We start from the raw sequence: 24,963 nt of genomic DNA on the forward strand, positions 1-24,963 counted from the left end.
AAGACGGCGTGAAAGCCGTCTTTTTTAAGCACTTTAATCAGAGCGTTTTATGCTGATTTACGCGCAAGTCGCTTTTCATTGTTGGTGTTGTTTTCTTTTGTGTTCGCACTGTCTTGAGCCTTACCCTTTAACGTTACCACTTCCTTTTCAGGTAATTCGGCTGCTTCACCAAAGAATTTGCCACCAGGTTCAATGCTGAGGTTATTGCTCCAGATCCTACCGCTTACGCGTCCCTTGGCAAGCACTTGAATGTGTTCTGCGTGACAGTTTCCGTCCATCATGCCGTTAATGATCAGCTGTTTAGCGTAGATTTCACCGTTTACTCGCCCGCTTTCTGCGACAACGAGAGTGCCTTCCACGTTAATTTGACCATCGACGATGCCATCAATCTGGACATCGTTTTCTACTTTGAGTTCTCCGCTAAGAGAACAGCCTTTGGCGATGAGAGTTGAAGCTGCTGAGCTACTCGTTGTTCCACTGTTTTGATTAAAGATTCCCATCGTATTCTTCGCTCCTTAGTAAAAATGTCTTCGAAATCATTAAGGCTCCAATCGACAAATGGTTTCGGATTCAGTGCTCGCCCAACAAATCGCACCTCGTAATGCAGGTGAGGGCCAGAAGAGAGCCCACTGTTGCCGGAAATTGCAATCAGCTGCCCTTTTTTGACGAACTGACCACTTTTTACTTTGAACGCTTTCAAGTGCGAATAAGAACTCGAAAAACCGAAAGAATGTTGTAGCCTGAGGAAGTTACCAGAGCCTTTATTACTGCGGCGGGTAACTTCCACTACCCCATCGGCAGGGGCATAAATTTTGGTACCGATATTTACGGCAAAATCGAGCCCACGATGCATTTTGGCAACTTTTGTCACCGGATGGATACGCTTACCGAATCCGGAAGATAGCCGTACGTTGCCGACTGGAGAGCCACTTGGTATTTGGTTTAATAACACCATGCGAACGTTTGAGGTTATCGCCGCTGCATCGAGCCTAGCATCCAAGTTATTTGTCGAGGTATGTTCTCCAACCCCAAGCACTTTCTCTAATTCACCCAAACGTTCCGAAACAAGTTGTACCCGTTCTTCCCGTTCTGAAAGGTCATTTTCTAGCTCTGATTTAAGTGTTTTCAGTGTGCTGAGCTCTTCACCCATGGTGCGTGAATGCTCTGTCAATTCAGCTTGTTTTAACGCTGCATTATCAACGCGAGTGTACAAGTGATGAATTAAGATTACGGTCGCGGCCAGAGCAACAACAAAAAAAACGAAAAACGTTTTTATGTTGCGTTGCATCCTTTTACTGAAGTACCAATGTCTTGAGCCATTGATAGTTGATATAGAGATCGTCAACTGGTCTTTCATCGTCTTCTATTGCTCGTATTTGGTATACGTCTCGTCACTGAGTTAGTAGGAATGTAAGGAAAACGAGTAGGGACTGCCAGAGGCAAATTGGAAAGAAGTGTCAGGTCGTGAGGCGTTTTCAGATATTAGATAAAAGACTCAATAAAGATTTAATATTCTGCTGATTTTGGTCGTAATTACTCCAAATCGCTTCATTTAACTGAATATTATGATTTTTAAGGCGGTTATCCGAGAAATTGGATTGTGAATATTGCCAATAGCATCCGCACGCAATTCAACTTACTTCACGGTTTGCCTTATAAATGTTGGATAATTTATCAAACCGACATTCATTACATCGATAACTTGTTTATGATAGCGGTTGATATAAAGCACTATTCATTGGCTTTAAACCTAAGCGTTACATTTCGTTTAGGAACACATAACTATGACAACGGAGTTGGTCGTGAAAAAACTACTATTGGCTACAGCAGTGGTCGCAGCAGCAGGGGGCGCTGGCTACCTGTACCAAAACAATACTACCGCGAGTGATGCAGGCTCACTGTTAACGCAAGTTCCTGCAGATTCACTTATGGTGACGTATCAGACTGAACCTTTTAACCATTATAAATACATGAACGCATTCGGTACGGCGAACCAAGGCTCGATTGCAGAACTTTTTGCCGATGAACCACTGTCTCCACAACAGCAGTTTGCAGTTAATTTATTCGATGGATACCTAGAGAGTGCTGCGTCGCCAGAAACATTAAAAGCTTATTTGGGCACCGGGGAAAACATTAATCCTGTGTTGTACACAATTGGTATGGTACCGGTGTACAAAGTGGATATTGAAGACCCTGCCGCGTTATGGAAAACACTGGATCATGAAGAGCAGATGAGCGGCGCTAAGCATGAGTTGGTTAAGCTTGGTGAAGTCGAGTATCGTCGTTACGAGATGACTGATTCAATTGACCCGCAGGACGGTATTGGCTTGGTTGTAGCCGTGGTTGATAACGTGCTTACGTTAACGGTTGATGTTCCGCAACTGGGCGTTCAAAACCCGATTAAAATGGCATTAGGGCTTGAAGCACCAAGTCAAAATATTGCTGAGAGTGGACGTCTTGAGGCGTTGCAAGCCAAATACGGTGAAAACAACAACTCTTTTGGTTACTTTGATCATCGCGAAGTGATTAAAGGTTTGACGACGAAAGATGGCAATATGTTTGCTCGTCAAATCAGCACGTTGGATGCAATAGATCCTGAACCAACTATTGAGGAAATGCGTTCACCAGCCTGCCATACTGAGCTTACTCAAGTTGCAGAAAACTGGCCTCAGTCCGTCGCGTTTGCAGAATACAAGATGAAAGGCGATCAGGCGTTCATTAAAGGTTCTTTTGTTGTTGAGTCCAACAATAAAGTGATTCTAGATGCGCTCAAGTCGATTCGTGGTGTATTGGCAGAGTCTAAAAGTGATAAGAGTTTCTTTAGTATGGCGCTTGGTTTAGACATCAATACGCTAGCGCCATCGATTGGTCAGATCTGGGCTGACTTGACTCAGCCTCAATACCAATGCTCTTTATTGACACAAATGCAGCAAGAGATGGGCGGCCAGAATCCAGCAGCCGCTGTAAGCATGGGGTCAGGCATGGTTAACGGCCTTAAAGGGTTAAGCCTGCAAATGTTTGATATCAAAGTAGATACTAATGCTCAGCATGGTGAAGTATTTAGCCAGCTAGATGGTATGTTGTCTCTTTCTGCCAATGATCCAATGATGCTTATTCAAACTGCGCAAATGTTCGTTCCTGAACTTGCTCAATTGCAAATTCAACCGGATAACCAACCTGTTAATGTCAGTGAGCTATTAGAGATGCATACTGGCATGAAGGTGGACGTGTTTGCTCGTCTAAACGAAAACCATTTCACCCTTTACAGTGGTGATAGTGCTGCGGAAGCAAGCAAAGAAGTGATGGCGCAATCACTTTCTCCAAATGGCTTGTTCAGCTTTGATTTTGATTCAGAGCGTATTTTGGAAGTGCTAGAGAGTGCGTCGTCAATCACTGGGGAGCCGGTTCCGGATGATGTTGTCAAAAGCTTACAAGGCGAGCTTGTTGGTGGTATGACGATGGACGTGACAGACCAAGGTATTGGTTTTGAGTTTGATTACCGTGGTGCAACTAAACCTGTAACGGTTGCACAACAGTAACACATTGAGTAGAAAAAGGCGGCATATGCCGCCTTTTGTTATTATGTACCGTATTAAAAAGCGAGTGGGAAGAGCGACGCTTACTCATCTATTTGAGGATGAGAGTATTGCTGATATTCAGGTAACTCTTTTCTTAAATTACTAAATGTCGCCCATGCACTTTCTTTTGAGAGTTTGTTGATCAGCCAGTTTGGCAATAGACCTCCGGGTTCAGCAAACGCCTTGTATTCCACGAGTGTTGTATCGTTTGTGAGTTTTTGTAACTCCCAAGTCGCATCAACCGAGCGAATTCGAACATAACCATTTTGTTCAGCAAGATATGAGTCAGGTGCGCTTTTGATTTCTATCGTGAATCCCAGCTCATCGACCCAGTACTTTGAGTAGGTGACCATATCCCGATTTTTGGCAGGCCATGGTGCTTTAAACTGGGTGTAAACGATGTTCTCGGTGGCCGATATCTGATTTAAAACCCGGCTATGACTGGCATTGTCAATCCAGTTCGGGATATTGTCACTGTCTTCCAGTAGCGTTAAAAATGCACCATAGCTGGTGGGTGTGAACATCCGGGCACGGATCTCAACTAAACCGTCACTATGTTCTCGGGAGTAAATTGTGATTCCATTCTTGTCACTCTCGAACTGCCAGTTCTCGTTGGCGCTCGCATCAGTGCCAGCGGATATCAATGTGGCGAGTGTTAAGGCGCCCATTCTTAAATGCAACATCATGTTAGTATCCGCCAACTTTTCCTAAATTTAAGTTTATACGATTTGTCGTAACTATAAGGACAATAGTATGTTTTTTGTTATCGTTCTGAAGGTTGCTCTGCACTGAAGCCACGTTGAATGTTGGTGAAGGTAAGCGATGCAAATATTACGATAACGATCGCTAGATGCCATGCTTGACTCAATCCAAGCTGCACCAGAGTTAAGCTGACCAATGAGGAGACGACCATTTGTCCACCACCAGACATTGCCGCTGCGGCACCTGCTTGCTTTTTATAAGGTTGCATTACCATCGCTTGTGCACAAGGTAGGGCAATACCATTACCCAAGATCATTAATAGCTGTCCTAGCATCAGAAATAGAGGCTCAACGGGACAGAAAAATAGCCATATTGCGGCAGTAAGGTGAAGAAATGGGGTGCAAAGCAGCATTTTTTTATTGCCAATAATTGGCCTTACTCGGTTACAAATCGTGGTACCACATAACATACCCAAAGCGGGAATGAGCGCCCACATCGCGTATTGAGCGGAGGTCATGCCAATTTGATCTTGCATGATAAATGGCATCACAGAGACTGTCGTAATCATTAAGCTGAAGTTTAACCAACTGATACTGGCGAAACTCATAAAGTAACGAGACGTAAGTAAGCTCTTGTATTGGAGTAACATTTTTCGGGGTGACGGAATGACAGAACGTTTTGCGATGGTTTCTGTGAACTTAAAGGCGATGATTACCCAGGCCAGCGAGACATAGCCCAACAGAGAAATAAACACCATACTCCAACCGAAGTGGAAGTTGATAAAGCCGCCAATCACAGGTGCAATAAGTGGCGTGATTGAAGCCGCCATGGCGATGTAAGACATTGCCACTGGGAGTTCATCCCCGCTAAATCTATCTCGAGTCGACGCCCTCGCGAGTACCGCGCAGCATCCTGTACCTAACCCTTGTAAAAAGCGCCCCATCACCATCCCTGTAAATGTGTCACTGAAGAAAATAATCATCAGCAGACCAGACATCGCGATGAGTAAACCGGTAAGTAATACTCTTTTTCGTCCTAAAGCATCTGACACTGGCCCGTAGATAAATTGAGAGGGGCCAAAGCCGAGCAAATAAATACTCACAAGTAGTTGAGCTTGGTCGAGGGAGATGGAAAAGTCTTTTGCTATCCATGGCAAAGAGGGCATGACTAGCCCCATGCTCAACTGGCCAACGCTAATAATAAGACAGGCGAGTAGTATAGTATGAAAGTTGATTGGGCGACTCATGACTGGTCTCCATTCAAACAACCTTTTTGGCGTCGTGATCTTAAGCCGCCTTCGTCATCCACTTCATTTAGCTTTGCTTTGACCCGCTTCACAGTCGATAGACTGACTTCGCATTGCTCTGCTACGTTTTGCAATGTGTAGCCTTCTAGCAGTAACGTTGCGATCTGTTGGTGTTTGGTTTTGTTTGCGGGGCGGCCGCGAAACTTCTGTTTCCATAATTCTGGCTGCTCTTTAATGGCCTGTCGCCCTTGCTCTGCGGCAAACAGGCGATGTTCAGTCTGCACTTTCCCATATCCAGATAACACTGTGAGTAGTGTTTGAGTTTGAACAGAACCTGGCTCAAAAGTTAGTGATTCACATACGGTTTTCAATGTTACCCCTTTATCGAGTAGCATTTTTATCGTGTTCAATGCTTGACTAAAGTCGCGACCAAATGCGGTCAGCCACCAGAGCACAATCGTATCCCCAGCTCTGACGGAATCGAGCAGTCGTAAGAATGCCTCTCTCTCGGTTGGAGGCATGCAACCACGAACCTTATCCTCAAAATGCTGAGCTTCGGGTGCAAAAGCTTTTAGAGTATTAAGGTGCTCTTGGTAAGCTCGATTTTTTGGCGAATAACGAGTGTAAAGATACGTGGTCATAAGGATTATGAGCCTTTTTTGTTTGGTTCATATAGTGTAATGGCTCACAAATATACATGGGTTCATTAATACTGACAACACTAAATGAGCCGTTTGGGAGTCAGAGGCACATAAAAAAGCCAACCGAATGGCTGGCTATAGCTATTTAAGCTTTTGTTGTCTGTCGCTCGATTAACTTCACTGGCACCATCATTTTTACTAGGCTGCCGTTTTTCGTATTAATTTGATCAACAATGATCTTCACGCACTCGCGAGCGAGGCGACGGAAATCCTGGCGGAATGTGGTTAGTTGATAGCTCAACCATTCTGTCTGAGGAATATTATCAAAGCCAATGACTTGTAAGTCCTGAGGAATGCTCAACCCGCATTCTATACGGGCGATATCCATGACCGCCATAGCAAGGTTATCGGTTGCACAGAACACCGCTTCAGGCCGATTTTTGTCTGCCAGTATGGCACGGACTTTATCAAGTGAGCTCGCGTAGTCATAGCTGGCTTCAATGATGCGTGGCGTCTTGCCGGTTAGGTCTTCAAATTCAGAGCAGAAGCCGCTTTGGCGTTCGTCATTCGTAAAGGTTGGCACTTCTCCCGTCAAATAAACCGCGTTCTTCACGCCACTTTTGTGCAGAAGTTGCGCGGCTTGTTGGCCTGCTTCGTAGTTGTCACTGATAACGTAGCTACTCCTAGTACCTTCAACAACTCGTGCGTATTGAACAATTGGGATATTAAACTCTTCACATTCTTCATAAAGGGACTTATTGAAGGTTGCGGAAGCAGCAATGACACCATCGACGCGATACTGGAAGATATTTGGGATTGAGTGGCCCTCTTCTTCATCCACTTGCCATGGAATCAATACGGCAGAATAACCTTTTTTCTGTAACTCACTGGAAATTAATTGCAGTGTTTTCATATGGATAGGATAATCCGCATCAGGAAACACCAAACCTATCAATTTCGATTCGTTTGTGGTCAGGCTACGTGCAAAGGCGTTAGGGCGGTAGTTAAGGGCTTTAGCCGCTTCAAAGACTTTTTGCTTGGTCTTTTCGGATACTGAGCTACCCGGAACAAACACGCGCGATACAGTAGATTGAGAGACGCCTGCCATCTTTGCCACATCTTTTGATGTGACTACGTGTTTAATTGATTTCATGAATAAAACTTAGTTGCCAGTAATTGAGGTCATAAGACTAGCATAAATAGGTACGTATTCATAAATGTTCAACGGGTATCCTAAGTAGAATAATGGCTTTGGAGTATTAAAAAGCAAAATGTGGGTTAACCCATTCGATTTGCTTTGAGCTAGCACTAGAGCTAGAGCGTAGATACTGTCCGTTTGTTGGACGTACAGTATCTACGTAAAGAACATTAATTTGCTTGTTTGACTGCAACTTTACGTTTCGGGGAGAGGAGTGAATACCCCATGTATCCGATGCAAGCGGTTGCGACAAGAATAGAGCAGCCACGCATAAAGTTAATCAGCATAGGAGCGTTGTCGGTAAACGCGTTGATCCCCCAAAGCATCACGAGAGAGAACACAAACATCACTAGTAAGCCATAACATGGAGCATCGATTTTGCCGGGAACGACATACCAACCATCTTCCTTGATTGGTTTATTTAGACGAGCATATTCCGCTTGCTGGCCTTTCACTGTGTAAAGATGCATTTCATCTTGTTTACCCGTCAGGAGAAGGCTAGCAATGTAAGCAACAACGGCATTCACAAGGACGCCAATCACGCAATACCAAGGCCACGCAATATCGGTCGCAACGGCTACATACCAAATCACCAAGAAGCTAGCAGCAACGCCAATCAACAAGCCTTTTTCAGTAATGTGTTTTGAGTAGAACCCAAGGACAAACATACAGAAGCTCGCACCGACAAAGTAAGAGCCTGCCTTACTCAGCACTTCCAGTACCGAGCCGGTGCTGGTGGCAAACATGATCGCTGGAATGATGACCAAAATCGCCCACGCCACCGTGAAGAAACGCGATACCTTTAAGTAATGCTCTTCCGACTCGTTTTGCTTGTAGAAGCGTTTGTAAAAGTCAGCCACAGAAACGGTCGCCATTGAGTTAAAGGCGGAATCGAGACTCGACATACTTGCCGCCAGAATCGCAGCTGCAATGATGCCCATCAAGCCTGGCATTCCATATTCACTCGCGTAATGAAGAATGATGGTGTTGCCATTTTCAAACTCTTTACCGTCGTAATAAGCGTTGAATAGGACGCCAAGCAAGATAAAGACAAAGTAAATAAAGAAGGCCACGTAGCCCATCATCAACATTGCCTTTTTCGCATCGCCCATGTTTTTCGCGGCCATACAACGTTGTACCATCATCTGGTTACCGCCATACACGGTGGTGTGGAACATCGTCATTGCGATAACGCCAGCCCATACCGTCGTTACTTGGCTTAGGTCAAAACTTGTCTGTAGGGCATCGGTCATTCCTTTCGCTTTGAGCTCTGCCATGACCTCCGTCATTGGAGCAGGCATGCCATTCCAAACGGCTTCAATGATGATGAATGCGCCAATAAATAAGATTACAGCTTGAATCACATCGGTCCAAATGACAGCCGCGATACCGCCCATTACGGTGTAGATAAGGGCAATTGCAGTGACGATCATGATGCAGTACATCACGTCGATACCAGTAATGAACTCTAAAATCATTGCTGTCGCGTAGAGTACGGCTGCCGAGCTCAATGCTTGTTTGATAAGGAAGATAAACGACAAAGTCAGTCGTGAAGCCTTACCGAAGCGTCGTTCTTGATACTCGTAGATGGAGGTTAAACCGCTGTTGTAGAAAAACGGCATAAACACAGCCACGATGAAGAAGATCACCAGCGGATAATTGAGGTGAATCGCGATAACCGACAGGCCTTCTTTGTAAGACCAAGCTGGCCCGCCAAGGAACGACATGGCACTCACGTAAGTACAAACGACAGAAATACCGATCGCCCACCAAGGGATGCTCTTATCACCCAAAGCGAATTGGCTAGCTGAAGTTACTCGCTTACCAATCACCGCACCCAATACTAGCGTTAGGGCGATGTATCCCCCAAGGATGCTCCAGTTAAGTGCGCCAAACTCATGCATAATTAGGTCCTTCTAACTGTTCTTTCATTTGTGCAAACACGTCATAGCCAAGCTGCAGCAGGATATGAACGATGTCGATCGCCACCCAGTTTTCCTTCAGTAAATCGCCTTCGCGTCGCCAAATGTCCATAACGCGAAGTTCGATGTGTTTTCCTGTCGGGGCGAGACCGAGCCAGCCACTGTGACCAGTGTGAGTACCATGCATATGTGGCCAACCACCTGTGGATACGTAGTCATTTTTGGCCAAAAAATTGACCTCAATATCGACACTTCGATCAGGGAAGGCGAACACGAATGGTGCTTGGTGGTGGTTACGGAAACCTTTGATACCGCGCGTAGTACCAATACCTGCAGGGCCGTACCACATGAAGTCATTGTGCCAGTAGTTTTCTAAATCCATCGAGAAAAGATCTTGACCATCAAAACGACCCAAGCAAGACAGCATATCTTCAACCAGCTGGGCGCTCTTTTCACTTTCTCCCAAAGACACAACAGATTGTTGAATACCGTCAGAAGTCGCAGGAGAAGGAACCAAGCCATCGTGACCTAAACTTTTACGAAGAGGGTTGCAGCCTGCTTGATTCATCGCGTCGATGAAGTCTGGGATCATGTAAGATTCGGTGATTTGGTCGTTCTCCACACACACCATTTCGGTGTAACGCAAGTAGAGTGTTTTCCCTGTTGCTGGGATGCCAAATAGTGGTTGTTCAAATGTACCGATAAAGTAGCCGGTAGAGTTGTACCAAGTGCGGCCTTCGTATTCGCCGTGCATCACAATTATTGGTCGGCGCTCGGCGTCAGGCAAAGCATTCACAAGTGGTGAGAGGAAAGATTCGTGGGTTGCATCTGGGCCATTAAGATCGTTCACAGGGTGCGCCACGCACCATTTTACGTCAGGGTTCAAAGTTTGCAGAGCGGCCTGTTTTTGCTCGATGTCTGCGGCTTTGAAGTAGTTCTGGTAGAACTGTTCGATGATGTTGAGTGACATGTTGCTTCCTTACTGTCTGTGATTTTAATAAATAGTGTTTAGTCAGCCGTTAGCCTTGTTGTAGCAGGATTTGCTTCCAGATTGCGGTCTCGTCAAACAAAGTGAATTCGCGACGAAGACCCCAAGGGCCAAACTCAGCGTGGCTGATCCCCATGATGTAAACCTCTTTTCCTGAAGGCTTACCAAACATCCCGTATCCCTCATGCTTACCGTGCAAAGACCATCGAATTGCCGCGCGTGGTGACATCATGTCGTCATCTCGGCCAATACGATGGTGAACGGTAAATTGAGCATTTGGGAAAGACGCACGAAGTGCCATCCAAAAATGATCGACTTCCGAGTGTGATAGGGCAGTTTGACCGCCACTGTATTCGCCGATGCAAGCGCGGTCGTACTCTTTCGGTACTATAGAGAACTCGGCATTCATAAGGCTTCTGAGAATTGCTTCGTATCGCTGACCATATTCGTTGTCGTTGCCTACGCCCAAATAAGGTCCAGGAATGTCGACTTCAGGTGTGAACGGAAATGGGCTTGATTCCACGCCACCTTCAAATTCGATTTGTTGGCGTGCAAACTCTTCTGACGTCATACCCAGTTGTTTCGCGATATCGGCTTGATCGCGAACCAACCATTCGTCATTGATTTGGTTATTGATAGCGTGGCAATCTGCGATAATACGGAAACGAATTTTGCGGTTCGAGGCTTGCCCGTAGAAGCCGTTGCCACTGTGTGTTGCAGTAGAGATGATTCGATGAGAAGAAAGCATGCCTTGTTCCGGGGTGCCTGACCAAATGACGTCTTCGCCATATAGCGTGCGATCGGGAAACTCGGCCAGTGTCGCCATTGTTGCACTGATCACCCCTTCGTTTCCTTGAACGATAGAGAGTGGAGTACGCACAACAATGTCGGGAGAGTAGTAGTGTTCTAAGGTGTTTAAACCTCGGTCTTCCCAAATCTCTTTTGTGATACCAAGAATGTAGTCGGGAAAATCACGCCACTTTTCATCGAAGCCAACCATGGCCATAAATCACCTCCGTAATTGAATAATTATGTTTTGATTACGTATTCAAAATATATCATGTTGCCATTTTGTCAACGGATTGTTTTTCGGTTGTTTAAATAGCGTGCTGATGATCAGATTTTTAACAATTGAGCGGAAAATAAACTAAAAAAGTACAGGCGAGATGGAAGCTATCTCTTATCGAGACGTGTTAATAAGAAAGGAGGTCAAAGTTTTTTGTATGAATTTTCTAGTATCTTATTGTTTTTTAATCGCTTAATTTATTTTGATCTGTTTGAATGGAAACAAATGATTAAGCCAAAACTGATAATCATGCAGATCAAGGCACCCAAATAGACTTTATCGCTAATATTCAGCTATTTTGGTGTCAATTATCCTAATATCTTTCAGATTTTCCCTTTGCATACGAATGCTTAAAGGCTTTTTTATTAAATCGGAAGTAGATAACGAATAAGCCACTAGAAAGGTGTTTATCTAGTGGCTATAACAGTCATAAGCGCTCTATGAGTGCAACGATCAGGATAAAAGCGCAGGTAATGATAGCGAGATGGCAGGGATGAAGGTAATCAACATCAAGGCCACTATCATTGCACCAATCCAACCCATGATGGCTTTAGAGAGCGACTCTATCGGTACTTTGCCTACCTGACTTGCCATAAACAGGTTGGCACCCAGAGGAGGCGTAACAAAGCCAATGGCCAAGTTCACGATCATCACGATCCCAAAATGAACGGGATCCATGCCGAGTGCTGACGTAATGGGTAACAGAATTGGCGTGAGAATAACAATGGCTGCCAGCGTTTCCATAAAGGTACCGACAAGCAACAACAGGACATTGATGCAAAGCAGTATCAGAAGTTTGTTTTCAGTAATCGATAGAATGAACTGAGCAATCTCGGTCGGTAGACGTTCTAGGGTCAATATGCGGCCAAACGTCACGGACGCACCCACAATGACGAGTACTGCGCCAACTAACAGTGACGACTCTAGAATGATTTTCACAACTTGCGCTGGTTTGAGCTCTTTATAAACAAACATGCCAAAGAATAAGCCATAGAGCACACCAATGGCGGCTGATTCGGTAGGTGTGAAGATACCGGAATAGATACCGCCGAGAATGATCACGGGGAGTAGCATTGCCCAACTGGCTTCTTTTAGCGCATCAAGACGCTCTGCCCAGGTCGCTTTGCGCTCGTTACCTGTGTAGCCCCGCAATTTTGAGACAATTAGACAATAGCCGATCAAAACCATACCGACGACCAAGCCAGGAATGATGCCCGCCATGAACATCTTAGTGACGGAGACTTCAGCAGTGATCGCGTAGACGATCATCACCACAGAGGGTGGAATAATGACGCCAATTCCGCCGGAGGACGCGATTAAAGCACCTGCAAAGCTGCGGTCGTAGCCTTTCTTCACCATCGAAGGAATCATCGTCAGGCCGATAGCGGCAACAGTGGCAGACCCTGTTCCAGAGATGGATGCGAAGAACATACACGCCACAATGGCCACGATACCAAGCCCGCCAGTAAAGTGGCCAAAGAAGACCTCCGCCACATGCAATAATCGTTTTGAGATCCCTCCTTGGCTCATAAGGTTACCTGCTAAGGTAAAAAGAACGACGGCGAGGAGAGGGAAGGAGTCGAGCCCTGTCACCAAGCCTTGTACTAAAAACTCGATGTTAAGGAATGGCAGGCTTAATATCGCGACCATACTGGCTGCCGCCAGAGCAATACCGACCGGAACGCCAATGAGCAGAAGCAGACCAAAGCTGCCAAACAAAAGTGCAGACGTCATGCGTTAAACTCCAATAGTCGGTTAGAAGTACGATACTTTGCTTTAAGATGGCGATAGCGTTGGCGTGAAAAGCGTATCCGTTCGCTGGTATTGGATAGAGCGCGAGTGCGTTGATAAATGCTAGTTACCAAGCGTACACAGCTTAAGATTGCGCAAACCAAAACGGACGCATACAGGCAAGCAATAGGTATTTCCATTGCGGGAGCAATCTGACCGAGTTGCAGGCTACGGTTGATAACTTTAAATCCAAACCAGGCGACAGTGGCACTAAAGGCAAGGTAGATAATATCAGAGACAATCAAACTGAATTGTGTCCAATTGCCCGGGAGTTTATCGATGAACACACGAATGCGGATGTGTCGATCATCTCGGATACAGTAGCTGATGCTCAGGTACATCGCCCATACGAATAAATAACGAGCCAGCTCTTCAGCCCACGCGATCGTTGCATCGAACAGGCGTAGGGCGATTTGCAAGCACAGTAAAGTTGTCATCGTTGAGATCGCGATAACGATAAGGGTTGGTTCTAGGTATTTGCCTAGTAAGCGAAACCACTTCATGTTCACCTCCAAAACGAGAAAGCACGACCTGTTGCCAGATCGTGAAAAAGAGTGGGAGTTATAGGCGTTCTATCTCGGCCATCACGTTGTCAAACAAGTCTTTACCCGTTTTACTGCGCAAGTCCTGGTACACGGCCGCATTCATTTTCTCTTTCATGATGCTGCGTACCTCGTCTGGGACGATGTTAACCGTCATGCCTTTTGCTTCGAGCTCTTTGATTACTTCTTGGTTTTGCTTAGCGGCGAGCTCACGCTGTTTTGCGATGGTTTCTTTGCTTACTTCACTGATCAGCGCTTGTTGTGCGGCCGGCAGTGAATCCCAAAACGATTTGTTCATGAACAACACGTAGTTGGTGTATATATGGTTAGTTAAAGAGAGGTACTTTTGTGCCTCGTAAAAACGTTCGGCATAAATAGAGTAGATAGCACTTTCTTGAGCGTTAATCAGGCCTTGTTGTAACGAGGTGAAAATTTCTCCCCAAGACAGAGGTGTTGGCGCAGTACCAATAGATTTCCACGCGCTTATTTGAGTGGGGTTAGATGCCGAGCGAATCTTTAGCCCTTTCAGGTCCTCAATACTATCAATTGGCTGTTTGTTGTTGGTCACGCTACGAAAGCCGACCTCCATAAAGCCAAGTCCATGAAAGCCTTTTGATTCCATAGCATTCAACAATGGTTGTCCGATCTTCTCACTGTCGAGCGCTTTGTGTGCTTGCTCTTCGCTATCAAAAAGGTAGAACACGTCGAGCACGTTAAACTCTGGGACGTAGGGAGAGAGTAAAACTGACGCACCAAACGTCATTTGTAAGTTGCCTTGCTGTACGAGTTCAGTCGTCTCACGCACATCGCCTAGTTGTCTTGCCGGATAGATTTCAACTTCTATCTCACCGTTTGAGCGAGCTTCCACTTCTTGTTCGAAATAGAGCATTGCTTTGTGTACGGGAGAGGTTTCTTGACTGTCATGAGCAAGACGAATAACACTGGTTGCAAACGTATTCATACTGCTAAATGCAAGCCCCAGTGCGGTAAGTGAAGTAAGGATTGCTTTCTTCATCGTTCTTCCTTGTTTCTGGTATGACCTGCCATGGGCATTCGTCGGCAAGTCACACAACTTTTTATGTTTTTATAAATTAGTTGAGCAATTCATATCCATTTTGCATACGAATCCAAAATAAAACATTAAAGTAACAAGTCAATAACAAGATTGATGAATTGATGAGGTATTAAATAACGATTGGTGAAAATTTAATCGTGATCACAGAAAATGCCTTACTCGAAAGCAAGGCATTTTGTTTTATGAAGAATGAATAAAAATGGATTTATTAAATGGTGCTACTACGTTCGATCAAGGTGCCTTGCTCGAAAAGGTATTCGCCAGTTGCATCCAGGTTGCCGTTGATTCGATTCATCAAGTCTTCAACCGCTCGTTTAACAATTTTGTCGACTGGTTGAGCAATGGTGGTCAAATCATAGCTCGGCCATGCAGACATCGGAATGTTATCTACACCCATCACAGAGAAGTCTTGGGGGATCTTTGCTCCGGCTTGTCGCAAGCCATCCATCACACCCATGGCGAGGATGTCGTTTGCACAAAAAATTGCATCGGGTTTGCTAGTGTGCGACAAGATCGCTTTCGCCGCTTCTAAGCCTGCTTCAAAGCTGTACTTGGCTTGGATAAAGGTTGGTGACGGGGAGCCGAGTTCTTGCAATTTTGAAGAGAAACCCAGCCAACGCTCTTCACTGGTCATGGAGCCAGCATCGCCACTGATGTAAGCACACTGTTTTGCGCCTTTCTGCGTTAAATACTCGGCTGCTTGTTGGCCCGCCAATCGGTTATCAATACCAGAGCTATTGGCATTAATACCCTCGGCGTAGCGGTTGATCAAGCTTAAATGAACGCCAAACTTTTCGCATTGGGCAAACGCGCGTGAGGTTAAACGGCTGGTGGCGATAACGAGTCCGTCCACTTGGTATTCAATGGCGCGTGAAATGGCGAGATCGAGGTCGTCCTTGTCGATAGGGCAAAGCACAACTTGTCCGCCTCGCTTTTGAATTTCGACAGCCAAAGCACGAGATTGCATGTCGTACATTGGGTTTGATTCGCTATCTAACGCAATCGCCACTAAGCCTGAACGATTCGAAATCAGACCTCGGGCGATGGCATTCGGTGTGTATCCGAGCTTAGCTGCGGCATCCATCACCATTTTGCGTTTCTTCTCGCTAATACTCGCAGTCGGGCTGAATGCTCTAGATACCGTCGATTGAGAGACGCCGAGCATCTTCGCGACGTCGATCGAAGTTACTTTCGCTTTAATGGTGATACTCCTTATTTAAGGCCATTGAACCTTCTCATACGTGCTGAGTGTATGGGCTAGGGGATTTCTGTGTCTAGAGCATTACATTGATAAGGCGTAAATATCAGAGAAAACTCAAGAATTCATCACATTTCTCTCTTGCTTGAAGCCATCAATGATCATTTTGTGTTCAGAGCCAACACAAAAGAAGCTAACGCCGAGTTCACGCCATTCCCGAGCTTGTTGAGCCGTCGCGACAAACATGCCAACAGGTTTATTGGCGGCTCTGGCCGCTTCGATTACTCGCATACTTGCTTGTGCGACTTTCTCATCATGAACGCTATCAGCACCATAAGCGACAGTGAGATCAACTTGGCCAATGAAGAGCGCATCAATTCCTTCAACATTGGCAATCGCTTCAACATTTTCAACCCCTTGAGGGTCTTCAATTTGTGCAATGACAATCGTATTCGCACGGCTGTCTTTTAAGTGTTCAACCATGGGCTTAGTGGCGTATTGCGCTGCTCGACTGGAACCAGCATACCCTCGGCCACCTTCTCCGTAATGGCAGATTTTCGCCAGTTGCGTCGCTTGCTCAGCAGTACAAACATGGGGAATTTGTACACCCGCCGCGCCACAGTCAAGCGCGTTCAAAATGGTTGAAGGGGCGCTGTCTTGTACTCGTACCACGCACGCGAGGTCATTCGCTCTGGCCGCCATGATGCACAGATCAAGCGAGGAGCGATCGAAAGGTGCGTGCTCTGCATCCAGTACCACAAAAGGCAACTCTGCCAGTGCCAATACCTCGATAATGTGAGGATGAGGGGTTTTAACAAATGTACCTAATAGCGTTTCTTTAGTCAGACGTTGCTTAAAATTGCTCATAATTCTCTCCTTTGCAAAGGTATGCAAAAACTAACACGGTGAAATGTAAATGATGAGTAAAAATGATGTGATCTAAAACTCATTTTTGATTAAAAATTAAACCAAATCAAGGTCCTTATTACTTGCTTTTCTTTGTTTAAATTAATTAATACAAAGGCTTAAGGGTGGTTTTTGTGGTTTGTTGACTTAACTTGTCAAATGTTAATTAGGTGTTTAATCTGATTTTGCATTCGTATCCAAAAGCATAAAAATAACCGTTCGTCAGCCTCAATGTTCAAGGAGAAACCCAATGGCACGCATTTTAAAAAACGGAATCACTGAAGAAGCATCAGCATCAAACGACGCAAAAGTGCGTCAGATTGTTGAAAACATTCTTGCTGATATTGAATCGAAAGGTGATAGCGCTGTACGTGAGTTGTCTGAAAAGTTTGATAACTGGTCGCCGGAGCAATTCCGCCTGTCAGAAGAGCAAATCCAAGCCTGTGTGGATGCGCTTGATGAATCGACTCGTCATGATATCGAGTTCGCTCAGCAACAAGTTCGAAACTTTGCTCAAATTCAACGTGACTCAATGAAAGACGTCGAAGTAGAAACCATGCCTGGTGTGGTACTGGGGCATAAAAATATTCCAGTCAACAGCGTGGGTTGTTACATCCCTGGTGGAAAATACCCATTGGTTGCATCCGCTCACATGAGTGTACTGACGGCGAAAGTCGCGGGCGTAAAACGTGTTATTGCTTGTGCACCTCCGTTTAATGGCCAACCGAATGTGGCGATTGTCGCTGCGATGGCAATGGCGGGTGCGGATGAAATCTACTGCTTCGGTGGTGTTCAAGCGGTAGGAGCTATGGCATTGGGCACGGAGACTATTGCGCCAGTCGATATGATTGTAGGGCCGGGTAACGCATTTGTAGCAGAGGCAAAACGTCAGTTGTTTGGTCGCGTTGGTATCGATTTGTTTGCAGGCCCAACGGAAACCCTAGTCATTGCCGATGAGAAAGGCTGTGACCCAGAATTAGCAGCAGCAGATTTGCTTGGTCAGGCTGAGCATGGTTACAACTCTCCCGCTGTATTGTTGACCAATAGCGAAACATTTGCGCAAGAAACCATCAAAGAAATTGAACGTCAGTTAACCATTCTTCCAACGGCTGAAGTCGCGGGTAAAGCGTGGGCAGATTACGGACAAGTGATTGTGTGTGATAGCTACGAAGAAATGGTGGAAGTGGCAGACGATATCGCTTCTGAACACGTTCAAGTGATGACCGAAGATCCTAAATACTTCCTAGATAACATGACCAACTACGGTGCCTTGTTCCTAGGTCGTGAAACCAACGTTTCTTACGGCGATAAATGTATTGGTACCAACCATACACTGCCAACGAAGAAAGCGGCGCGATACACCGGTGGTCTTTGGGTAGGTAAATTTATCAAAACCTGTACTTACCAGCGTGTAACGGAAGCTGCGTCCCTCAAAGTCGGTGAGTATTGCTCTCGCTTGTGTGCACTCGAAGGTTTTGCTGGCCACAAAGAGCAAGCGGATATTCGTGTGCGCCGTTACAAAGGCAAAGTAGAAGAGGCGTAATATGTCGAAACTTGCCTTAGTCACAGGCGGCAGTGGCGGACTGGGTGCCGCCATTTGTCGCAAGCTAGCTGAATCGGGATATCGCGTAATTCTGACTTACAACAGTAATCAGAAAGCGGCCGAGGATGTGCTTTCCTCGCTGCCACGTAACGAGCATCTAGCATTCAAATTGAACGTGGCAGATTCTAGTGCGATTGAACAGCTTAAACATCAAGTCAGTGAAATAAGCGACAAGCTGGATTTGTTGGTCAACTGTGCGGGGATGACGAAATTCGTCGCGCACTCTGATTTGCAAAGTTTAGATGACCAGCTGTTTGACCAAATTTTCCAAGTGAACGTCCGTGCGCCTTTTGCCATGGTTCGAGCGTTTGAGCCTTGGCTTAAGCAAGCCAATGGTTGTGTGGTGAACATTACTTCTATCGCGGCACAGACTGCGATGGGGAGCAACATTGCTTACTGTGCAAGTAAATCTGCCGCGGAGAACATGACCCGTTCTTTAGCTCGCGCTCTGTCTCCCGAGGTTCGAGTTCTGGCTGTTGCTCCAGGGCTTGTCGACACTGAGTTTGTCAAAGGCTTGGATGACGCATGGCGTAATCAACAAGAACAATCCACACCGCTTAAGCGTTTAGCCAATGATGAAGAAGTCGCTCAAGCCGTGTACGCCGTGGCAGATCTTCTTACCTTCTCGACAGGCAATACCATCGCGGTTGATGGTGGGCGACCTTTAGGTCTGTAACACACTTTCGGTTTGTAACTAACAATTCAAAGGCTAGGTCCAAACAAGGACAACAAGGATTTACAATGACTCTACAATCTAAAATGAATAATAATCTGGTCCGCTACATGGAACTGATTCCGGGTACGAGTGCGTTTATTGATGCGCGCACGCCAGGCAGTGATCTGAAAGATAACTTCTGCATTATCGGTGCTGGGGTGGCAGAAAGCAGTCGTCAACATGTTCATATTCGCGATACGGCGGGCTTTAACATTGGTGCCGCAGGCCAACCGCCGGGCATCAAAAATTCGTTGCACTCTCATCGTACCGCCGAGCTTTTCTTGGTGTTCAAAGGTCAGTTCCGTTTTTATTGGGGGAACGATGGAGAGCATGAGGCGGTGTTGTCTCACGGTGACGTCATCTCGATTCCAACCAATCTCTTCCGTGGATTTGAAGTGGTTGGCCGCGATTACGGCTTTATGTTCTCGGTACTTGGCGGCGACGATTCAGGTGGCGGCGTTATTTGGCATCCAAACGTTATTAAAGACAGTCAAGGTTATGGTTTATACCTCAAAGCCGATGGCACACTCGTGGACACCATTAATGGCGACCCGGTGCCACAAGAATCAGAATTGATGCCGCTGCTTACCGAAGAAGAGCTCGCGACCTTCGATACCTACACCGCAGAAGAGATGATGCCATTTGTCGCTCTGCAAAAAGATTATCGTGAAATCAAAGGCGATTTCGGCGGAAGCAACGTGAAACAATACGCCTTAACGGGTCATCCTTTGGCGAGTTATGACTTCCAAGTAAAGAGTGAAGATGAAGTGAGCATCATGGCTTATGAGCTTTCTGAAGGTGGCTCGATTCCTCAACACTGCCGAGAAGAAAAACAAGTACTTATCAACTTTGATGGCGATACAGAGGTGGTCCTCACGCATCAAGGCGAACAAGCTAATGTTGTTTTAACGCGCGGTGATGTGCTGAATGTTCCAGAAGGTGCGTCTTATTCACTGACGAACTTGCGTGGTAATAGTTTGACGTATTGCATTCTTGGGTCTGATCAACCAAAGCCGCTGGCAGGAGAATAAAATGACGCAACCCACCTCGTTAGTTTGGCTACCCGGACTACTTTGTGATGGCACATTGTTTGAGGAAGTCAACCGAGCGTTGCCAAGTTGGGTTGAGCCTTCATGCCCGACGCTGGCCTCATTGCCGTCAATGGAACAGCTGGCGCAGAAAGTGTTGCAAGACGCACCGCAGGAGTTTGTCTTGGGTGGCCTATCAATGGGTGGGATTCTTGCCTTTGAGGTGTACCGCCAAGCGCCAGATAGAGTCAGAGGTTTGGTGCTAATGGACACCAACGCGGCGGATGAAAAGCCAGAGGTGACACAAAAGCGCGACGCACTGGTTAGTCGAGCGTTAAGTGGTGAATTTGAAAGCATTACGCCTGATACTCTAATGCCTGTGCTGATTCATCCAAGCCGTTTGCAAGACAAAGCGTTAACTGAGCGTATAGAAGGCATGGCGGTCAATGTAGGTTTGGAGGCATTTGAAGCACATGCTAAAGCGTTAGCAACTCGCCCGGATGCTCGACCTTTATTGGCGGACATTCAAGCTCCTACGTTGGTGATAACAGGTAAAGAAGATAAGCTTTGTCCGCTAGACAATCATCTGCTCATGGAGCGATGCATCCCAAACGTCACGCTTCATGTTATCCCTGAGTGTGGGCATCTATCTACGCTTGAGCAGCCTTTAATTATTAGTGAAGTGATGACTACTTGGCTTCAAGATAACTTTGCTTAGTGTTGATAAGAACTTCATCACTCACCACCTTAAGGTTACTTGGGTATAGGTGGTGAGCGATGAGTATTATCAGAAGTAGTAGCGAATACCTGCCGCGAATTGATCATCACGGTTTTCGAATTTGCTGCCATCGTACTGATCTTTACCTAGGTCGAACTGGTATTCAGTCCAAACTAGGAATTTGTTCTTCTGGAAGTGGTATTCAAGACCAGGAATCAGCAAGTTACGCTCGTAGCCTTGTGTCTCGTCACCGCGATCTTCCATGTAGTTGTAGTTCAACGTTGGGCGTAGGCCGTTATCGAAGTGGTAGTAAGTGTAGATTTCGCCACCTAGGGTATCGAACATTACGTCCGTACCGCCTTGGCTCACTGCTTCCCAGTTTTCGCCAACGTGGAAAGTCGCACCTGCGTAGAAGCCACCGTTGCTGTAGTTTGCGCCCAATAGCATGATGCGCATGTTGTCGCCGTTTTCTACGCCAACCACGCTTGCGTCTAAATCAGCAACTTCATTTTGATGGTAAGCCGCACCAAGTGTTACGCCATCAACCGGTTTGTAAGTGATAGACGCACCCATGCCGTTTTTCAATGAGGCTGTCGCATTGCTTGCTAGAGCAACATCTTCACGCGTGGTTTGGTAAGTAAAGCCGTAGCTCACTTTTTCATTGATTGAATTACGGTACGTGATTGAGTTTTCTGCACGACCAGCACCGGATGCGATACCCCAGTCAGCTAGGTTGTAAACACCTGAGCCACGAGTACCGAATACACGACCTAAATCGGTGTACCATGCTACGTCGTAGAAGGTAGACCACTGCTTAGTACCCGCAGCAATCTTGCCATATTTTTCGTGATCAACACCTGCGTATAGCAAGCGGTCGTAAATGTTGTCGCCGTTCGCGCCAGAGTTGTAGCCCCATTCCGCGTGACCGAAACCAGTCCAGCCGTTATCCAGACCCATTTGGCCTTTCAAACCGAAACGTGAGCTGCCGCTGTTCCATTCGCCGTTGTCATCACCGCCACGGTCTTGGTAGCGAAGATCGAAACGGCCATCGATGGTTAGGCTGTCGCCAGCGTCATTAACAAAAGTGTGTGCAGCAAAGGCTGAGCTAGAAGTAAGCGCTGCTAAAATCACTGCAGAAAGGGTCGACTTTTTCATCATCAATCTCATTATTCAGGGCGCAGAAAGCCACCGTGCGTTCATGCCCGTTTTGAATAAGGGTTCTATCTTGAGGTTGTGCCCCATCCTTGAGGCACGAGTTGGGAGCATGTCGCCTGAACCGAGAGGGGATTCAGGCAGCATAAAGGCGGGTTGACAATCCGCCCCTAGGACTTCTTATAGAGAAGGGTTTAGGATCTGTTGAGTACGCTCGAACACGTCTAGACCTTGCTGTTTTAGCCAGTAAGGAAGGTCGATCAGTACCCAGTTCTCAGATAGCTTGTCGCCGTCACGGTAGTAAACGTCAACCACTTGCATGTCTGCACGTACTTCACCACCTGTCATACCTAGGAAACCACCGATTGGCGTGTTAGATAGGTTTGGCCAGCCGAAGAAACAAGAGAAGTTACCTTCTGCGAAACGACATACGTGGCCGTTAAACTTCTTGTCTTTCAAATTGTTACGGAACGGCAATTGGTGCTGCTGTTGGTAACGAGGAATTGTGTAAGACGCACCGATACCACATGGACCGTACCAGATCATGTCTTTAGACCAGCTCTTCTCAAGAACTTCTGGTGGGCAGCCCATAGCGCCGCTGTCGTTTAGTGCAGATAGGTCATCAACCATCTTGTTCACTAGTGCTAGTGTTGCTACGCCTTCTTCTGGTGCTGCGTCTTCGAACAGTAGACCGTCGTGGTTACGAGGACCAGGGTATACGAAGTGCTTACCTGTTGATGGTGGTAGTGGGTAACAACCCGCTTGGTCCATCGCGCCTAGAAGATCTAGGAATAGGCCAGTCTTAGTGATCTTGCCGTTTTCAACACAGTTAAATTCTGCGTAACGGATGTTCATGATTTTGCCAGTTGGGCGCATGCCTAGGTATTCAGCGTCGAATAGACCCATGAAGTGACCCATGCTCATTACCCAGATTTCACCTGATGTTACTTCGTTCTCACCACCGATGAAGATGTCTTGACGACGCTGCATGCGAGTCATTGATTTCATCAAAGGAGCCCAGAAAACGTCAGCCGCTGCTTGAGCGCCTTGTTGCTCACGGAATGGGTAAACACCACGCCATAGGTAATCTTCTGAAGTGTGTGCTTTTAGTACTTCTGCCACGTTCTCGTGAGTTGCGTTTTCCATTGCGCTGAAGTATTCACGTACAACGCGTTTCGCTTCTTGATATTTAGACATAATAAACTCTCTTATTTGCTGTCGAGTCGGCTTTGGGAACAGGACTCGAAATTAAGTTTTTTCATCCGGCCGGGGAGCCAGCCGGAGTTTTTGAAATTCAGTTACGCTTTTACTGCTTCGGCTTTTTTGCTCTTATCGAACACGCCGCCTTTTAGTGTCTCTGGCAGTGATAGCCATAGGAGACCAGCAAGGATCCATACGATTGGTGAACCCCACATTGCGGTTTGTAGGTCGGTACGTTCTTGGATGAAGATAAGTACCATTGGTGCCCACATACCGAGGATACGACCGCCGTGGAATAGCGCCGCGCCGTAGCTACGTAGGTGTGCTGGGAACAGTTCTGAGAAGTAACCACCCCATACCGCTGAAGAAGACAGACCGAAGTTGTAAATCAGACCAAGTAGAGCCAGCATGTTTAGGCCGCCAATCACCATGTCGCCAGGTGCAACAAAGAAGATTGAAACCATGATGCCTGCTAGGATGAAGCCAAATGCGTTCACCTTACGACCGAATTTGTCAGCTACCCAACCCCAGAACCACGCACCAAACAGTGAACCAAATGCTGAGATAGAGAAGATGAGACCGATGGTTGCACCGTCGAACATACGTACATCACGTAGGTAAGTGGTTACGAAGCCACCAAAGAATTGGAAACCGTAGAAGTTAAGGCCAGCCAGTAATAGACACGTTAGTGTGATCTTACGGTAAGGCTTGCTTAGCATTTCGCCCCAAGAGCCTTTTTTCGCTGGTGCATCTGATTCTTCTGCTTTTGCTTGCTCTTCTTCACCGTAAGCGATTACTTTGCTGTCGCTAGGTAGTACAAAGATCATGACAACAGCGGCTGCCAATGGTGGGATACCACCGACAAGCATTAGGCTTTCCCATGGTGCATCGATGCTTGCAATAAATGCTGCATACGCACCCATTACCATCAGTGCTACAGAGAACATAGAAGACGCGAATGCCGTCAACTTACCACGTACCGTTGGCGTAAATAGGCCGATCATTAGGCTTACTGCCACGGTGAAGTAACCACCCAGTGACAAACCAATGATGAAACGCATTGCTGCCCATGTTGTGTAGTCGGTGAACATCATATTGATGATCGTTGCGCCACCGTTTAGGGCTGTGATGGTAATAAGAGTGGATTTCTTACCAAATTTTGTTGCGAACCAAGCACAGCTCAATGCACCGATAAGTGCACCAACCGACTGCCATGTATAGAACTGGGCAGTGTCTGACAGGCTAATACCATCATACGCTTCAACGATGTATGGGCGTACGTAGTCAATAATTACAAAGTTATAACAATAGAAAAAGTAACCAACCAGTATCGCTAGATAGGCAGCTACCCTTTGAATCATAGGAACTTCGCTCATGTGTCTTTTGGCATTCATGACCGATAAACCTCTATTTCACTTAGGATTTGTTGCTATTCAAACTTAAAGAACACGATCTTATTGGGATCATCTTCGATTTCGTGTCGTGGTGAATCATAGTTTTTTTAAGGTCATTAGATCCGTGATCAATATCAATTTTAAAATGAATGCGTACCCAATTAGTGGTTTTTAGTGATGGGAGTCTCATTAAATCGGTCTTTTTGGCATTTTTGAATATATAACCGTCTATATTGGTGATTATAGTCACAGTTATGGCGGGATTATCGTTTAGATATGCTTTTTTAAAGTAATATCCAA

At 46.2% G+C, this 24,963-nt stretch carries 22 protein-coding genes; 5 read left to right on the forward strand and 17 right to left on the reverse strand.

The genetic code is table 11. From position 1 onward, the window contains the following. Positions 1-47: 47 nt before the first annotated feature. Positions 48-500: a polymer-forming cytoskeletal protein gene (locus R7P72_RS05035; RefSeq protein ID WP_080659230.1), complete on the reverse strand. Its 453-nt coding sequence runs from the start codon at positions 498-500 to the stop codon at positions 48-50. Further along, a complete protein-coding gene (locus tag R7P72_RS05040; RefSeq protein ID WP_005374721.1) occupies positions 404-1,357 on the reverse strand; it encodes a M23 family metallopeptidase in 954 nt (317 codons plus the stop codon). Before R7P72_RS05040 ends, R7P72_RS05035 begins: the two co-directional genes overlap by 97 nt. 427 nt (positions 1,358-1,784) lie before the next feature. Here R7P72_RS05040 and R7P72_RS05045 point away from each other — a divergent pair, with 427 nt between their 5' ends. Next, positions 1,785-3,539 (forward strand): hypothetical protein, encoded by a 1,755-nt coding sequence (locus R7P72_RS05045; protein ID WP_005374723.1) that lies wholly within the window; start codon positions 1,785-1,787, stop codon positions 3,537-3,539. An 80-nt stretch (positions 3,540-3,619) separates the two neighbouring features. On the opposite strand, the gene R7P72_RS05050 is transcribed toward R7P72_RS05045, so the two are convergent. The 12 genes from R7P72_RS05050 to R7P72_RS05105 form a co-directional block, all read right to left on the reverse strand. Further along, positions 3,620-4,264: an START domain-containing protein gene (locus R7P72_RS05050; protein WP_005374725.1), complete on the reverse strand. Its 645-nt coding sequence runs from the start codon at positions 4,262-4,264 to the stop codon at positions 3,620-3,622. A gap of 77 nt (positions 4,265-4,341) precedes the next feature. Further along, a complete protein-coding gene (locus R7P72_RS05055; protein WP_005374727.1) occupies positions 4,342-5,526 on the reverse strand; it encodes a multidrug effflux MFS transporter in 1,185 nt (394 codons plus the stop codon). Further along, the gene (locus R7P72_RS05060) at positions 5,523-6,167 is read right to left on the reverse strand and encodes a recombinase family protein (RefSeq protein WP_005374729.1); all 645 of its coding nucleotides are present in this window, start codon (positions 6,165-6,167) and stop codon (positions 5,523-5,525) included. The genes R7P72_RS05055 and R7P72_RS05060 overlap by 4 nt, the downstream gene beginning before the upstream one ends. A 145-nt stretch (positions 6,168-6,312) precedes the next feature. Beyond that, positions 6,313-7,320, reverse strand: coding sequence for a LacI family DNA-binding transcriptional regulator (locus tag R7P72_RS05065; protein WP_005374731.1), 1,008 nt, complete (start codon positions 7,318-7,320; stop codon positions 6,313-6,315). A gap of 215 nt (positions 7,321-7,535) precedes the next feature. After that, positions 7,536-9,269 carry a sodium:solute symporter family transporter gene (locus R7P72_RS05070; RefSeq protein ID WP_213906962.1) on the reverse strand — a complete coding sequence of 578 codons (1,734 nt, stop codon included), beginning with the start codon at positions 9,267-9,269 and terminating at the stop codon, positions 7,536-7,538. After that, positions 9,262-10,257, reverse strand: a complete 996-nt coding sequence (locus tag R7P72_RS05075; protein ID WP_206970576.1) for an ester cyclase — start codon at positions 10,255-10,257, stop codon at positions 9,262-9,264. The genes R7P72_RS05070 and R7P72_RS05075 overlap by 8 nt, the downstream gene beginning before the upstream one ends. Positions 10,258-10,306: 49 nt before the next feature. Continuing rightward, a complete protein-coding gene (locus R7P72_RS05080) occupies positions 10,307-11,281 on the reverse strand; it encodes an ester cyclase (protein ID WP_053307979.1) in 975 nt (324 codons plus the stop codon). Positions 11,282-11,794: 513 nt separating this feature from the next. Beyond that, positions 11,795-13,075, reverse strand: coding sequence for a TRAP transporter large permease (locus R7P72_RS05085; RefSeq protein WP_054578612.1), 1,281 nt, complete (start codon positions 13,073-13,075; stop codon positions 11,795-11,797). Beyond that, complete coding sequence (locus R7P72_RS05090; protein WP_318110388.1) at positions 13,072-13,635, reverse strand: TRAP transporter small permease; 564 nt, start codon at positions 13,633-13,635, stop codon at positions 13,072-13,074. The genes R7P72_RS05085 and R7P72_RS05090 overlap by 4 nt, the downstream gene beginning before the upstream one ends. Before the next feature lie 58 nt (positions 13,636-13,693). Further along, positions 13,694-14,689, reverse strand: coding sequence for a TRAP transporter substrate-binding protein (locus tag R7P72_RS05095; protein WP_054574866.1), 996 nt, complete (start codon positions 14,687-14,689; stop codon positions 13,694-13,696). Positions 14,690-14,957: 268 nt separating this feature from the next. After that, a complete protein-coding gene (locus R7P72_RS05100; RefSeq protein WP_025768661.1) occupies positions 14,958-15,914 on the reverse strand; it encodes a LacI family DNA-binding transcriptional regulator in 957 nt (318 codons plus the stop codon). Positions 15,915-16,064: 150 nt separating this feature from the next. After that, entirely contained in the window at positions 16,065-16,814 is a 750-nt protein-coding gene (locus tag R7P72_RS05105; RefSeq protein WP_005374748.1) for an HpcH/HpaI aldolase family protein, read from the reverse strand. Between the two features lie 289 nt (positions 16,815-17,103). Between R7P72_RS05105 and hisD the strand changes: the two genes are divergently transcribed. The 4 genes from hisD (at position 17,104) to R7P72_RS05125 (ending at position 20,917) form a co-directional block, all read left to right on the forward strand. Next, complete coding sequence (hisD, locus tag R7P72_RS05110) at positions 17,104-18,396, forward strand: histidinol dehydrogenase (RefSeq protein WP_005374756.1); 1,293 nt, start codon at positions 17,104-17,106, stop codon at positions 18,394-18,396. Between the two features lies 1 nt (position 18,397). After that, positions 18,398-19,132, forward strand: coding sequence for an SDR family NAD(P)-dependent oxidoreductase (locus R7P72_RS05115; protein WP_005374763.1), 735 nt, complete (start codon positions 18,398-18,400; stop codon positions 19,130-19,132). A gap of 65 nt (positions 19,133-19,197) precedes the next feature. Beyond that, positions 19,198-20,202 carry a cupin gene (locus R7P72_RS05120; protein WP_025768658.1) on the forward strand — a complete coding sequence of 335 codons (1,005 nt, stop codon included), beginning with the start codon at positions 19,198-19,200 and terminating at the stop codon, positions 20,200-20,202. A gap of 1 nt (position 20,203) precedes the next feature. Further along, entirely contained in the window at positions 20,204-20,917 is a 714-nt protein-coding gene (locus R7P72_RS05125; RefSeq protein ID WP_025768657.1) for an alpha/beta fold hydrolase, read from the forward strand. 69 nt (positions 20,918-20,986) lie between these two features. Here R7P72_RS05125 and R7P72_RS05130 read toward each other — a convergent pair whose 3' ends face one another. The 3 genes from R7P72_RS05130 to R7P72_RS05140 form a co-directional block, all read right to left on the reverse strand. After that, positions 20,987-22,072, reverse strand: coding sequence for a porin (locus tag R7P72_RS05130; RefSeq protein WP_017634480.1), 1,086 nt, complete (start codon positions 22,070-22,072; stop codon positions 20,987-20,989). Between the two features lie 177 nt (positions 22,073-22,249). Next, on the reverse strand, positions 22,250-23,266 hold the full coding sequence (locus tag R7P72_RS05135) for a nuclear transport factor 2 family protein (RefSeq protein WP_005374772.1): 1,017 nt from the start codon (positions 23,264-23,266) through the stop codon (positions 22,250-22,252). A 101-nt stretch (positions 23,267-23,367) separates the two neighbouring features. Continuing rightward, positions 23,368-24,663, reverse strand: coding sequence for an MFS transporter (locus tag R7P72_RS05140; RefSeq protein WP_213906960.1), 1,296 nt, complete (start codon positions 24,661-24,663; stop codon positions 23,368-23,370). Positions 24,664-24,963 lie beyond the last annotated feature (300 nt).

The organism is Vibrio sp. Vb0888, assembly GCF_033338835.1.
Classification (GTDB): Bacteria; Pseudomonadota; Gammaproteobacteria; order Enterobacterales; family Vibrionaceae; genus Vibrio; species Vibrio alginolyticus.